Here is a 12,856-nt window from a genome sequence, read left to right as displayed (position 1 = left end):
ATGCTGCGCAATAATTGTGCTTACCTGTAACGCTAAAATTTATTCTTCCACATCATGCTCTCTACAGGGCGGGTAGTAGGGTTGTTATATTTGGCGTTGCTTTTAGTGTTGTACATGGTTCCTATTTCTCCCTCCACTACAAAGTAAATGAGCTGGCCTATAGGCATCCCCGCATATATCTTTACAGGCTGCGCGCACGATATCTCCAGCGTCCAGGTGTTACAAAAGCCTACATCGCCTTTACCGGCAGTGGCATGTATATCTATCCCCAAACGGCCCGTGCTCGATTTTCCCTCCAAAAAAGGCACATGTTTATGCGTTTCGGTATATTCTACTGTTACACCCAGATAAAGTGTATTGGGTTGCAGTATAAAACCCTCCTTGGGTATCTCAAAACCAATAATTTCGTTATGCAGCCTGGCATCCAGTACACGGTCTTTATAAGTGGCCAAATGCTTGCCTAAATGCACATCGTATGAGTTTGTGCCCAGGCATTCCGGTTTAAACGGCTCAATTATAATAGTCCCTTTTTCAATCTCCTCGAGGATGCGCTTGTCTGATAAAATCATTATAAAAATTACTGGGCTTAAAATTATAATTAATTGGCCTAACTCCCAACAGGTAATGTGCACCCTACAGTATATAAAACTAAAAAGCCGCCTGTACTATTGCACATGCGGCTAAATTGCACCACCAACCGGCGGTGCTTACTCACACTACCCTACTTTAAATTTAAAGCCCTTTTTGTATGCTTGTTTTTTTTGCCGCAGCCGTTTGATCAACGCGTTGTTTAATGCAACCTTCTGTAATGGCAACGGCCATCAATACAGCGGCCGATATGTATATCCTCTTCATATTGTGTTAACTGTGATGATTAAAGTGTTTAGTACTTGTATGACGTAGGTTTATGGCCATTAGTTACAGGCCAAAAAAAATAACGCTAATTATTATATTTAGCTGATACAAATTGGCAAGCTTTTTTGCAATTTTACCATTCATGGCTATAGCGTACCGACAACAGATTGATGATGATACAGAGTTTGCGCTGTGGCGGATAGAAGAAACCGCCGAAGACCTGTACAAACAACTTCAGCTTGACGACACCGAGAAAGCCTACACCAAAAAATTAAGCAAAAGTAAACGTTACCTGCATTGGCTTGGCACCCGTGTGTTGCTTCGTAAAATGCTGGGTACCGACGATTATATAGACGCTAAAGTTGATAGCCACGGTAAGCCTTACCTGGTGAACCAGCCATACCATATATCGTTAAGCCACTCGTTTGATTACGCGGCCGTTATGATCAGTAAAACCCGGCCTGTGGGAATAGATATAGAGCAGATAAAGGAAAAGGTAGAGCGCATTGCCCATAAGTTTTTATCCCAGCGCGAACTTGATTTTATTGCAGACGATCACAAGATACAGCGGCTTTACGTTTGCTGGTGCGCTAAAGAGGCGGTGTACAAATGCTACGGACAAAAGGAAGTGTCGTTTGCAGATAATATATCTTTGCAGTCATTCAATTTTCAGCACCATGATGTGCTGCAGGCTAAACTGCATAAAGGCAACGTGGATATTGATTACGAAGTTGGTTACATGCAGTACGAAGATTATATGATAGGTTATGTGAAGGGATAAGCCGGATGTGCGGATATGCAGATTTTAGATGTACAGATGCTTTACATTTGATAATTTGAGGTTCAGATTAAATAAATGCAGAACAAAAAAGTAATTTTTCAGGATTGGGGGTTAACCGATTACCAGATTGCCTGGGACCGCCAGGAGCAGTTGTTTGGCGAGACCGTTAAACTTAAGACCGACATCCGCAACCGCGCACTTGCACTTGCCGGTAGCGATGAAATTATAGAGGATGCCATTACGCCCAACTACCTTGTTTTTTGCGAACACCCGCATGTTTACACCCTTGGCAAAAGCGGCAAGGCGGAGCATTTACTGTTAGATGAACAGGGCCTTAAAGAGAAGAACGCCGTTTACTACCCCATTAACCGCGGTGGCGATATTACTTACCATGGCCCAGGGCAGTTGGTTAGCTACCCCATTTTGGACCTCGACAACTTTTTTACCGATATACACCTGTACCTGCGCACACTGGAAGAGGCGGTTATTCTAACGCTTGCCCATTACGGGTTAACCGCAGGCCGATACCCCGGCTATACCGGCGTTTGGTTTGATGCCGACAACGAACGCGCGCGCAAAATTTGTGCTATGGGTGTGCGCTGCAGCCGTTGGGTTACCATGCATGGGCTGGCCTTTAACGTAAACCCCGATCTTGATTATTTTAAGAACATTGTACCCTGCGGTATCGACGACAAAGCGGTAACCTCTATGCAAGCCGAGCTTGGCCGTTCGGTTGACATGAACGAAGTAAAAGAAATCCTAAAGCATCATATTTCCGTACTTTTTGGTATGGAGATGATATAATGCGGATACTAACACTATTATTTTTGATTGGAACTTTTGCGGCTTGTACCAAAGCTACTGTACCTACACAAGCCGCCGTACAAAAAACCAATGTCAACATGCCTGCCACCGACACATTAACATATCTTGCCCTTGGCGATTCGTACACCATTGGCGAAGCTGTGCCGCAAGAACACTCCTTCCCTTACCAGCTGGCGGCAAGGCTTAAGGCAAGCAACCATGTGGTAACAAACCCAGATATTATTGCCGTTACCGGCTGGACCACCGGAGAATTGAAACATGGCATTACCCAACGTGGCATCACTAAGCACGATTACAACATAGTAACCCTGCTTATCGGCGTCAACAACCAGTTTCGCGGGTATAGTAAAGATGATTACCGGAAAGAATTTATTGAACTACTAAATACCGCTATCAACTACGCGGGAGGCAACAAACAGCATGTATTTGTACTTTCTATCCCCGACTGGGGCGTTACGCCGTTCGCCAAAAACGGAGGATATGATGTCCAGAAGGTAGGCGCCGAGATAGACCAGTTTAACGCCATCAATAAACAGGAAACCGAAAGAACAGGTGTTACTTATGTAGACATCACGCCTGCGTCCCGCCGGGCAAGCTACACACCCGACCTGATAGCTAATGATGGCCTGCACCCATCAGCCATAATGTATAGCCTTTGGGTATCACAAATATTGCCGGTTGTAAATGCGCAGGTGAAGTAAGCTTCTGTCACAATTAAGCATGAAAATTAAGCTTTGCTTTTTATTGGCTATTATAATATCTCAGGCGGGCTATGGTCAAGCAAACCGCACCATTATAGATTCGGTCAGATATCTGGCTATGGGCGATTCTTATACCGTGGGCCGCTTTGTGCCAACTGCTAAAAGTTTTCCTTATCAGCTTGCAGCAAGCTTAAAAAACAAGGGTATAAATGTGGCGCTACCTATTGTGCTTGCGCAAAATGGCTGGCGTACAGATGAGTTATTAAAAGGGATTGCCGGATATCCCAGGACCGGAACTTTTGATTTTGTAACCCTCCTAATAGGTGTTAACAATCAATATCAAAATAAAAATCCCGACATCTACAAAACAGAGTTTACCCAAATACTTAACGCAGCCATAATTATGGCCAAAGGGAACCCAAAACATGTGTTTGTATTATCGATACCTGACTGGGGTTCTACGCCATTTGCCAACGGCCGTAATCTGGATAAAATTAGCGCAGAAATTGACGAATATAACTTCATAAATAAAGTAGTAGCTGATGCTGCCAAGGTACACTACATTAATATAACTGGACTGTCGCGTACAGACAGCATAAACACAGACCTCGTTACCACCGATCACCTTCACCCATCTGCCAGGATGTACAGTTGGTGGGTACAAAAAATTGCGAAAGTAGTCGCGAAAGAATTTAAGAAGTAATTTTCAAGCTTATTCATCACCACCTAACACTCCGGCAAGCTAATCGGGATATTAATAGCCAGACCTCCGTCTGAGGTTTCTTTGTATTTGGAGTTCATGTCCAGGGCGGTTTGCCACATAGTGCGTACTACTGCGTCGAGGCTTACCTTGGCTTTATCAGGGTTGCTTTGCAGGGCGAGTTGGGTGGCGGTAATAGCTTTTATGGCCCCCATGGTGTTGCGCTCTATGCAAGGCACCTGTACAAGGCCACCTATCGGGTCGCAGGTGAGGCCAAGGTGGTGTTCCATAGCGATCTCTGCAGCCATTAAAACCTGCCGCTGGCTACCGCCCAGGCACTCGGTAAGGGCCGCTGCCGCCATGGCAGACGATACGCCTATCTCGGCCTGGCAACCGCCCATAGCAGCAGATATGGTGGCACCTTTTTTAAAGATACTGCCCACCTCAGATGCGGTAAAAAGGAACCGGATTATTTTTTCCTCATCAAAACCGTCACAAAAACTAATATAATACTGCAACACAGCAGGTATTACCCCTGCGGCACCATTAGTTGGTGCGGTAACTACCCGGCCAAAGGAAGCGTTCTCTTCATTAACGGCAAGCGCGAAACAGCTTACCCAATCTAAAATATTCTGAAAGCCGTTGCCGGTTTGGCGCATGGCCTGTACCCACTCGGCGTAATTGCTGTAGGTATGGCCTTTTAGCAAACGTTTATTTAACGCCGATGCACGGCGGGCAACATTCAGGCCGCCCGGCAGGTTGCCGGAGGTATGGCAACCTCGGTACATACACTCCTGCATCACCTTAAAAATATTCAGCACGCCATCGCGCGTTTCCTTTTCGCTGCGCCAGGCCAGCTCGTTCTCTAATACCACTTCCGATATTTTAAGCCCTGTTTTACGGCACCAGTGCAGCAGGTCGCCTGCAGTATCAATAGGGAAAGGCAGATCAACCTCCGTTTTTTGGCCGGTTTGCTCGCCCTCTTTTACCACAAAGCCACCGCCAATAGAATAGTATGTGGCAGATACAGCCGTTTCGTTACTTAAAAATGCCTGGAAGGTTACCGCGTTAGGGTGAAACGGCAGGCTCTCGGCAAACAGGAACAACAGGTCATCATCAGTAAAAAAACTGATCTCTTTTTCGCCGCCCAGTTGCAGTTTATGGGTTTGGTTGATGTCGGCAATTTTGGCATCTATCTTGTCAACCTCAAAAGTTACCGGATCATCACCGCTAAGGCCAAGTAGTATGGCAATATCGGTACCGTGGCCCCTGCCTGTTTTAGCCAATGAGCCGTATAGTAAAATTTTTATTTGTACAACAAGCGGCAGGGCACTCTTCTGTTTAAGCAGCTCAACAAACTGTTGCGCGGCACGCCACGGCCCAAGCGTATGCGAGCTGGACGGGCCTATGCCTATCTTAAACATATCAAATACCGAGATTTGTTCGCGTTGTTGCATCAAACAATAATTAAGAAGTAAAAATAAGTAACATTTGGTGATTAATGGTTAGCGTACACGGATTAGTTTAGCAACATCAATCTTTAATCGCTACCTAAGCCATCCCGGGGAATTTGATACCTGCAGCTTTTATATCGTTGATTATCTTTTCCTGCAGCGCCATTTTGGTACCCAGGAAGTGAGCAGGGTCTACCCATACACGTACAGTAAAACGCATCCCATCACCTTCTAACAGAAGCACACCAACCTTAACGGCGGGTTCGCCCATTATATTGGGTACATTTTTAATTGCCGTAGTTAAAATACCCTTTACCTGTTCAATATCAACCCCATAACTCAATTTAAAATCAATATCTAAACGGCGCTTACCCTGGCGGCCTATATTGGTTATTACCTCATTAAAAAGTTTTCCGTTGGGTATAATAACCGTTTTATTATCGGCAGTAAGTATCTCGGTATAAAAAAGCTGTATGGTTTGTACACGTCCATCCTGCCCCTGGGCTATAATATGGTCTTCAATCTCGAATGGTTTTAGCAATAATATTAAAACCCCGCCCGCAAAGTTTTGTAACGTGCCCGATAATGCTAAACCAGCCGCAACACCTAAGGCACCAATAACAGTGCTGATAAACGTAAGCTGGAAACCAATAATGTTGAATACCGTAATGATGAGTACCGCATATAACGCGGTGATTGAAAGACTTAAAAAAAACGGTTGTAAGGACGAATGAATTTCGCGTTTACTCATCCGTTGGGTAAGCCGCGATTTAATGAACGCTATAGCCCAAAGTCCTACTAAAAATAGTATTATCCCGGCGGCGTAACTCGGCCCCCTATCGACTAACCAAACATGAAATTTATGATAGAATTCTTTAAGCTCCATAGACAGAGCCAAAATTAAGATTTTTATTTTAACTGTACAGGGTTACAAACAGCTCGGGGCCTTTAAACAAAACCCACTCTACAATGCGGCTGTGTATGTGCTTCCTTTTTTTAACTATTTGTTTCATACCGGCACATATTCAAATGCTGTGCCTAAATGCCAAAACACTTGTAATGTTACAAAACATTAATATTGGTGCACAAAATGGTGGGATATTCTCCTGTAAATCACCTCATATAGCCAACAACAGCCTTTAAAACGTTCTTAAAAAGTGCACAAACAAAAAAACCCCTGTCTGTTTTATCAGACAAGGGTTTTCATTAAGTATATAGTCTAAAGTACTAAGCCTTAAGTCGACTTCAGACTTCAGACATCGGACTTCCGACTTAGGTGATATTACATCATGCCGCCCATGCCGCCACCCATTGGAGGGCCGCCTGCGCCTTTATCATCTTCAGGCTCATCTGCCAACACACACTCGGTGGTTAACAACATAGATGCGATAGAAGCTGCATTCTCTAATGCTACACGGCTTACTTTAGTTGGGTCGATAACACCGGCGCCAATTAAGTTTTCGTAAACATCGGTACGTGCATTGTAACCAAAGTCGGCAGTGCCTTCTTTAACCTTTTGTACAATGATTGAACCTTCGATACCCGCGTTGTCGCAAATTTGACGAAGAGGCTCTTCGATAGCACGGCGAATGATCTGGATACCGGTATTCTCATCTTCGTTAGCGCCTTTAAGATCAGCTATTGAAGCAACCGCACGGATGAAGGCAACGCCACCACCTGCAACAATACCTTCTTCTACAGCCGCACGGGTTGCATGTAAAGCATCGTCTACACGGTCTTTTTTCTCTTTCATCTCAACTTCTGATGCTGCACCAATGTACAATACAGCAACACCGCCCGATAATTTAGCTAAGCGCTCTTGTAATTTTTCTTTATCGTAATCAGATGTGGTAGTTTCGATCTGTGCACGGATCTCGCCAACACGGCCTTTGATCATGTCTGCATCACCGGCACCATTAACTACAATTGTATTGTCTTTGTCGATAGTGATCTTTTCTGCCTGGCCTAACATAGAAAGGTCTGCGCTTTCTAATTTGTAACCACGCTCTTCAGAAATAACGGTACCACCGGTTAACACGGCGATATCTTCTAACATTGCTTTACGGCGATCGCCAAAGCCAGGTGCTTTAACAGCAGCAACTTTTAACGAACCACGAATTTTGTTAACTACCAATGTAGCTAATGCTTCGCCATCTAAGTCCTCAGCAATAATTAAAAGTGGTTTACCTGTTTGTACTTGTTTCTCCAGGATAGGAAGTAATTCCTTCATTGAAGAGATCTTTTTATCGTAAATCAAAATGTAAGGGCTTTCTAATTCCACTTCCATTTTGTCTGAATTGGTAACAAAGTAAGGTGATAGATAACCACGGTCAAACTGCATACCTTCTACTGTTTTCACTTCAGTTTCGGTACCTTTTGCTTCTTCAACCGTAATAACGCCTGATGTACCAACTTTACCCATAGCCTCAGCTATTAACGAACCAATAACCTCATCGTTATTAGCCGAAATAGATGCTACCTGTTTAATTTTGTTGTTATCCTCGCCTACGGTTTGTGATTGGGTTTTTAAGTTGGCTACAACAGCCGAAACCGCTTTGTCAATACCGCGTTTAAGGTCCATTGGGTTTGCACCTGCTGCAACGTTTTTAATACCTGCAGTAACAATAGCCTGTGCTAAAACAGTAGCAGTTGTAGTACCATCACCTGCAATATCAGCAGTTTTTGATGCAACTTCTTTAACCATTTGCGCACCCATGTTTTCGATAGGGTCTTTCAGTTCAATTTCTTTAGCTACAGTTACACCATCTTTGGTAACCGCAGGAGAACCAAATTTTTTATCGATAATTACGTGACGACCTTTTGGGCCTAATGTAACTTTAACCGCATTAGCTAAAATATCAACACCACGCTTTAAAGCGTCACGTGCCTCAACATTATATTTAACTTGTTTTGCCATGATTTAATTTTTGATTTATTGAATTAGTGATTTAGTGACTTTCCTAAACCGCCATTCATCGTTTTTTAAGTTTTAATTTTACTATAGCTATGACCAAATCAATAATTCAGTCATTCACCAAATCACTAATTATAATACCGCGTAAATGTCAGATTCGCGCATGATCAGGTATTCTTTACCGTCAATATTGATCTCGGTACCGGCATATTTTCCGTATAAAACAGAATCGCCAACTTTAACTGTAACAGGGATAAGTGTGCCAGAAACATCAGCATACTTACCTGGGCCTACAGATACTATAGTGCCTTTTTGAGGTTTTTCCTGGGCTGTTTCAGGAATGTAAATACCAGAAGCGGTTTTGGTTTCGGCTGCAGCAGCTTCTACAACCACTCTATCCGCAAGGGGTTTAATGTTTAATGACATAGTAGTACTATTTTGATTTTATAATTTTAAGTTTTCGTTTATGCTTTTCACATCAATTATGCCAAGCAGCAATTATTTATTGCATTGGCATATTTTCTGTTCAATTGTCACCTTTTAAACCCGGGTTACAACCATTTGATATAAGCTTGTTACCGCCCAAGTGTCAACGTGTCAGTCAGCTTCCATACCAACAAAAAAGGCTTTGGAGTATAGTCCAAAGCCTTTAATATATTTTTATATAACCCTATTACTTTTTAGGTTGGGCAGCAGGTGCAGGTGTAGTTGCAGGCGTACTTAACGGTGCAGTTACAGGCGCGGTTGTGCCTTTTGGTTTAGAGTCTTTCCTGATCTGTTCTAATAAAGCAGGGTCGCTGCCTTTTTGAGAACCATCCTTAACCGATACATTGATCATAAGAGACAGAACCATAATAGTGATAGCCAATACCCAGGTACCTTTTTCTAAAAAATCGCCGGTTTTTTGCACACCCATCAGTTGTGACGTGCCCGAAAAATTTGAAGCTAAACCGCCGCCTTTAGGGTTTTGGATTAATACGATCAGGCCTAAAAGGACACATAAAATGATCGTGATGATGATTAAAACTAAATACATTTCTTATTATATCAATTGGTTTTCTTTTCTAACTGTTCAATCTGGGCTGCAAAGTAAAGCTTTTTTTCCGGATATTTCAATATCAATTTTTTATAAGTAGCTATCGCTTTATGATATAGCATCTGGTCGCAATAGATACGTGCCAGTGTTTCTGTCACAAAATCGTTCTGGTCTTCCGAGCTTCTTTTCGCCTTGTTCTCATTATCCAGCTTATCTGCCGACAAGGGTTTTATTTGCGGCTCGGCGTGAATAAAGCGCTCTATTATTACATCTTCTTTCTTAGCGGGATCAAACGCTATCTTGCCATCGTTGGTATCGCGCTCTACTCCGCTTACCGATGTAAGGCTAAAGATGTTTTCGTAATACTGCTGCTGCAGTTCGCTGCCACCACCACCACGCCTTGCCGGGCCTGCTGTTTCTTGCGGTGCCTGTTTAGCATTATTTACCTGCTCCCGGGAGTTAACATAAGGCTGGTATGTACCAGCGTGCTCTTTACGGGTTTTACTTAGCCACCACATAAAGGTATACGGCATCTTATCATCATCGTAACGCGATACCTGGTGTTCGGTACTTTCGTTAAGCTGCGCCGCAGGCCCGCCTTCTGACGGCTCATTTTTCGGAGCGACGGTTTCCTCAACGTTTGCATTATTATTTACGCCGCGTAATTCATCCAGTTTTTTATCGAACGACAGGTAATCGGCACCAATAGCGCTGTCCATTATCAGGCGCTCTTCCTGCTCCTGGATGTGTTTATTCTCATCATCCAAATGCTCTGCAACCGGCTGCGGCTGATGAAACAACACTTCTGATGCTTCTTCTTCCTCGGGGCCGCTTTCTACATATGGCTCGCTAAACCTTGCTTCGGCAATAGGCTCGGCCGGGGTTTCGGTCGTATTCTGCTCAAAGCCAATATCCTCAATGCTTACGATCTCGTCATAAACATCATCTTCAATATCTTCCTGCGGCTGCTCCGGTTCCTGCGCGGGTATGTTTTGCACTACCGGCTTAGGGAAACGCGACCCAAACCTTGGCCCCTCGTATTGAGGAATAGGAGGAGGTGTATCTTCATCTGCCTGTGTTTCAACGGGTGTTTGTTCGTTGGATGCTTCGGGTTGATGGGACTGGTATGAATCTTCAATAATTGTTTCTGCCGCAGGCTGCTCTTCAACGTTTTCAGGCCCGCCAAACGATTGTTGGGTTTGGTCAAACCCGTTGTTAACAACAGGGGCTTCGGTAATTTCCTCAGCAATCCCTTCAGATGCTTCCTCAGTAGCTTCGGGCAGTTCAATAATTTGTATGGGCTCTTCTATTTGCTCATCAATAACCTGTATAGGTTGGTTTACAGGTTCATCGGCAATAACACTTTCCTGCCCGGCAGGTATATCGTACCCATTATTGTCAAATGCATCGGCATCAACAGATTCGGGGGCGGGTACACCTACGTTAAAATATCTTTGAGTACTGGTATAAACATCTTCTGTAGTATGTATAACACTTGCATCATTCACCACAGCCAGATCTTCGGGGTGGTAAACCACTTTGTGCAAGGTGCGTGGGTTGTAATAAACCGCGGCCCTGCTCACCTGTTTTTTATCGCCGGTACGGGCAAGTAATACCTGCAATAAGCCGCTCTGCGGGTTATCCCGGACCAAACGCTCCAGGCTTTGGGTATACAATGATCCGTTATCGGCCGGATTGGCCAACAAGTCCCATAAAATTTCTTTCTGCCTGCTATCTACGTATTGATCCACGTTTGTATTTGAACTATAATGCCTACCAGTTGGCAAAGGCCCTGTTAAAAATATCGTCGGTTAACTGCTTTACAATATCTTGTATCAAAGCCTGTTCCTGCGATGAACTTTCGCCCGTAAATTCTTTATATTTTGTAAACGACTCTTCAAAATTAAGCTTTTTATCGGCTTCATATACATATTTTACGTTAACCGTAATGGTTAAACGGCTGGCACCGGCAATTGGCGCGGTATTACTATTGGTAGCCTGTATAGAAACTGGTGCAATACTGTAGTTAGTGATAGAGCCGCTCATGGTAGCATTGGCCTCGCCACGGGTTATGCTGATACTTGTTTGCGAACGGATGCGGTTTTTTAAAGCCTCGGTAAAAGTTTGGCTTAAAGTAGGCACCACAAGTTGGGCGTTATTCTCAAAAAACTGCACGTCGATTGTTTTTAAGTCGAGCGGGATAGATGCGCCGCTAAGCGATAGCTTGTAGGCACACGAGTTAAAAAGCATAACCACCGCCCCTAATGTTACAATACTTAAAAATAACCTTCTTTTCATTTGTTACCCTATAAATCTAATTCTTTTATTTTGCGATATAAAGTTCTTTCTGATATCCCCAGCTCATTGGCTGCAAGCTTACGCTTGCCCTTATGCTTTTTAAGCGCTTTACGGATCAGGTCAGATTCCTTTTCTATCAGCGATAACGACTCCTCCACCTCTTCGGCATCGTGTGTTATATTATAATCGTTATTGCTATTGCTGTTAACGTTATTGTTAACGGGTTGCTGCAGGGTAAATTGTGGCTCGTGGCTATTGGTTGGCAATTCAATATCGCGGTAAAGCTGTGTTATAGCCGGCGAGTTGTTTACATAATTTGTACTTACGCCACCATGCTCAATAATATCGGCTACCAGTTTTTTAAGCTCCACCATATCGCGCTTCATATCAAACAGCACTTTGTACAGGATGTCTCGTTCAGAAAAATCCTCCTTTGGCTGGTTATCCAGGCGCATAGGCAAATTACTGCGGCTGGCTTCGTGCGGAATGTAGGTTAGCAGCGTTGGCGCGGTTATTACACGGTCGCGCTCTAACACGGCTAACTGCTCAGCCATGTTTTTTAACTGCCTTACATTGCCCGGCCACGAATAATTAATAAGTACCTGCTGCGCTTCATCATCCAACTGAATGGGCGGGGTACGGTATTTATCGGTAAAATCTGAGGTAAACTTACGGAATAGCAAAAATATATCTTCTTTCCTGTCGCGCAGTGGGGGGATGCGTAACGGAACGGTATTTAACCTGTAATAAAGATCCTCGCGGAACTTACCGGCCTTTACCGCATCGTAAACATCAACATTGGTCGCGGCAATAACCCGTACGTTGGTTTTCTCTACCTTAGATGAACCCACCCTGATGTATTGGCCCGATTCTAACACCCTAAGTAAACGCGCCTGTGTACCTAAAGGCATTTCGGCAATCTCATCTAAAAAGATGGTACCACCGTTAACGGTTTCAAAATAACCTTTACGCTCGCCAACGGCACCGGTGTACGCGCCTTTTTCGTGCCCGAATAATTCCGAATCAATGGTGCCTTCGGGTATCGCCCCGCAGTTTACCGCTATGAACGGCCCATGCTTACGTGGGCTCATCTGGTGAATGATGTGCGAAAAAACCTCCTTACCACTACCACTCTCCCCGGTAATTAATACCGAAATATCAGTAGGCGCAACCTGGTTGGCTATGTTTATTGCCCTGTTCAACAACGGCGAGTTGCCGATGATGCCAAAACGTTGTTTGATTTCTTGAATGTCCATTTATCCAATTTGAGGATTTGGCAATTTGAAAATTTG

General features: G+C 44.0%; 14 protein-coding genes. 4 read left to right on the top strand and 10 right to left on the bottom strand.

Translation table 11 applies throughout. The features are described 5' to 3' along the window. Positions 1–32: 32 nt before the first annotated feature. Both dcd and ACFQZI_RS13090 read right to left on the bottom strand, forming a co-directional pair. On the bottom strand, positions 33–569 hold the full coding sequence (dcd, locus tag ACFQZI_RS13095; RefSeq protein ID WP_377143119.1) for a dCTP deaminase: 537 nt from the start codon (positions 567–569) through the stop codon (positions 33–35). A 163-nt stretch (positions 570–732) separates the two neighbouring features. After that, positions 733–855 carry a hypothetical protein gene (locus ACFQZI_RS13090; protein WP_377143117.1) on the bottom strand — a complete coding sequence of 41 codons (123 nt, stop codon included), beginning with the start codon at positions 853–855 and terminating at the stop codon, positions 733–735. 142 nt (positions 856–997) lie between these two features. On the opposite strand from ACFQZI_RS13090, the gene ACFQZI_RS13085 reads away from it, so the two are divergent. The 4 genes from ACFQZI_RS13085 (at position 998) to ACFQZI_RS13070 (ending at position 3,865) form a co-directional block, all read left to right on the top strand. Then, a complete protein-coding gene (locus ACFQZI_RS13085) occupies positions 998–1,636 on the top strand; it encodes a 4'-phosphopantetheinyl transferase family protein (RefSeq protein WP_377143115.1) in 639 nt (212 codons plus the stop codon). A gap of 75 nt (positions 1,637–1,711) precedes the next feature. Further along, complete coding sequence (lipB, locus tag ACFQZI_RS13080) at positions 1,712–2,440, top strand: lipoyl(octanoyl) transferase LipB (protein WP_377143113.1); 729 nt, start codon at positions 1,712–1,714, stop codon at positions 2,438–2,440. Positions 2,441–2,463: 23 nt separating this feature from the next. Further along, a complete protein-coding gene (locus tag ACFQZI_RS13075) occupies positions 2,464–3,162 on the top strand; it encodes an SGNH/GDSL hydrolase family protein (protein WP_377143112.1) in 699 nt (232 codons plus the stop codon). 19 nt (positions 3,163–3,181) lie between these two features. Further along, positions 3,182–3,865 carry an SGNH/GDSL hydrolase family protein gene (locus ACFQZI_RS13070; protein WP_377143110.1) on the top strand — a complete coding sequence of 228 codons (684 nt, stop codon included), beginning with the start codon at positions 3,182–3,184 and terminating at the stop codon, positions 3,863–3,865. A gap of 23 nt (positions 3,866–3,888) precedes the next feature. Here ACFQZI_RS13070 and ACFQZI_RS13065 read toward each other — a convergent pair whose 3' ends face one another. From ACFQZI_RS13065 to ACFQZI_RS13030, 8 genes are all read right to left on the bottom strand, one after another. Further along, a complete protein-coding gene (locus ACFQZI_RS13065) occupies positions 3,889–5,319 on the bottom strand; it encodes an L-serine ammonia-lyase (RefSeq protein WP_377143108.1) in 1,431 nt (476 codons plus the stop codon). A gap of 94 nt (positions 5,320–5,413) precedes the next feature. Continuing rightward, complete coding sequence (locus tag ACFQZI_RS13060; RefSeq protein WP_377143107.1) at positions 5,414–6,067, bottom strand: mechanosensitive ion channel family protein; 654 nt, start codon at positions 6,065–6,067, stop codon at positions 5,414–5,416. A gap of 531 nt (positions 6,068–6,598) precedes the next feature. Next, positions 6,599–8,233: a chaperonin GroEL gene (groL, locus tag ACFQZI_RS13055; RefSeq protein ID WP_449288975.1), complete on the bottom strand. Its 1,635-nt coding sequence runs from the start codon at positions 8,231–8,233 to the stop codon at positions 6,599–6,601. 129 nt (positions 8,234–8,362) lie between these two features. Continuing rightward, entirely contained in the window at positions 8,363–8,656 is a 294-nt protein-coding gene (locus tag ACFQZI_RS13050; protein ID WP_377143106.1) for a co-chaperone GroES, read from the bottom strand. Positions 8,657–8,903: 247 nt separating this feature from the next. Continuing rightward, positions 8,904–9,266: a preprotein translocase subunit SecG gene (gene secG, locus ACFQZI_RS13045; RefSeq protein WP_377143105.1), complete on the bottom strand. Its 363-nt coding sequence runs from the start codon at positions 9,264–9,266 to the stop codon at positions 8,904–8,906. 11 nt (positions 9,267–9,277) lie between these two features. Continuing rightward, a complete protein-coding gene (locus ACFQZI_RS13040; RefSeq protein ID WP_377143103.1) occupies positions 9,278–11,017 on the bottom strand; it encodes a hypothetical protein in 1,740 nt (579 codons plus the stop codon). Between the two features lie 22 nt (positions 11,018–11,039). Beyond that, entirely contained in the window at positions 11,040–11,564 is a 525-nt protein-coding gene (locus ACFQZI_RS13035; protein WP_377143101.1) for an LptE family protein, read from the bottom strand. Positions 11,565–11,572: 8 nt separating this feature from the next. Beyond that, on the bottom strand, positions 11,573–12,820 hold the full coding sequence (locus ACFQZI_RS13030; protein ID WP_377143099.1) for a sigma-54 interaction domain-containing protein: 1,248 nt from the start codon (positions 12,818–12,820) through the stop codon (positions 11,573–11,575). Positions 12,821–12,856: the final 36 nt, after the last annotated feature.

This window comes from Mucilaginibacter lutimaris (assembly GCF_042676625.1).
Lineage (GTDB): Bacteria > Bacteroidota > Bacteroidia > Sphingobacteriales > Sphingobacteriaceae > Mucilaginibacter > Mucilaginibacter lutimaris.
Note: the sequence above shows the minus strand (reverse complement) of the source record. Positions and strands in the feature narration are given on the sequence as shown.

What these genes read in the sequence shown, in the direction of transcription:
- ACFQZI_RS13070 (WP_377143110.1), top strand. Translation starts at nt 3,182, where the DNA reads ATGAAAATTAAGCTTTGCTTTTTATTGGCTATTATAATATCTCAGGCG.
- groL (WP_449288975.1), bottom strand. Translation starts at nt 8,233, where the DNA reads ATGGCAAAACAAGTTAAATATAATGTTGAGGCACGTGACGCTTTAAAG.
- ACFQZI_RS13030 (WP_377143099.1), bottom strand. Translation starts at nt 12,820, where the DNA reads ATGGACATTCAAGAAATCAAACAACGTTTTGGCATCATCGGCAACTCG.
- lipB (WP_377143113.1), top strand. Translation starts at nt 1,712, where the DNA reads ATGCAGAACAAAAAAGTAATTTTTCAGGATTGGGGGTTAACCGATTAC.
- secG (WP_377143105.1), bottom strand. Translation starts at nt 9,266, where the DNA reads ATGTATTTAGTTTTAATCATCATCACGATCATTTTATGTGTCCTTTTA.
- ACFQZI_RS13050 (WP_377143106.1), bottom strand. Translation starts at nt 8,656, where the DNA reads ATGTCATTAAACATTAAACCCCTTGCGGATAGAGTGGTTGTAGAAGCT.
- ACFQZI_RS13085 (WP_377143115.1), top strand. Translation starts at nt 998, where the DNA reads ATGGCTATAGCGTACCGACAACAGATTGATGATGATACAGAGTTTGCG.
- dcd (WP_377143119.1), bottom strand. Translation starts at nt 569, where the DNA reads ATGATTTTATCAGACAAGCGCATCCTCGAGGAGATTGAAAAAGGGACT.
- ACFQZI_RS13090 (WP_377143117.1), bottom strand. Translation starts at nt 855, where the DNA reads ATGAAGAGGATATACATATCGGCCGCTGTATTGATGGCCGTTGCCATT.
- ACFQZI_RS13060 (WP_377143107.1), bottom strand. Translation starts at nt 6,067, where the DNA reads ATGAGTAAACGCGAAATTCATTCGTCCTTACAACCGTTTTTTTTAAGT.
- ACFQZI_RS13065 (WP_377143108.1), bottom strand. Translation starts at nt 5,319, where the DNA reads ATGCAACAACGCGAACAAATCTCGGTATTTGATATGTTTAAGATAGGC.
- ACFQZI_RS13035 (WP_377143101.1), bottom strand. Translation starts at nt 11,564, where the DNA reads ATGAAAAGAAGGTTATTTTTAAGTATTGTAACATTAGGGGCGGTGGTT.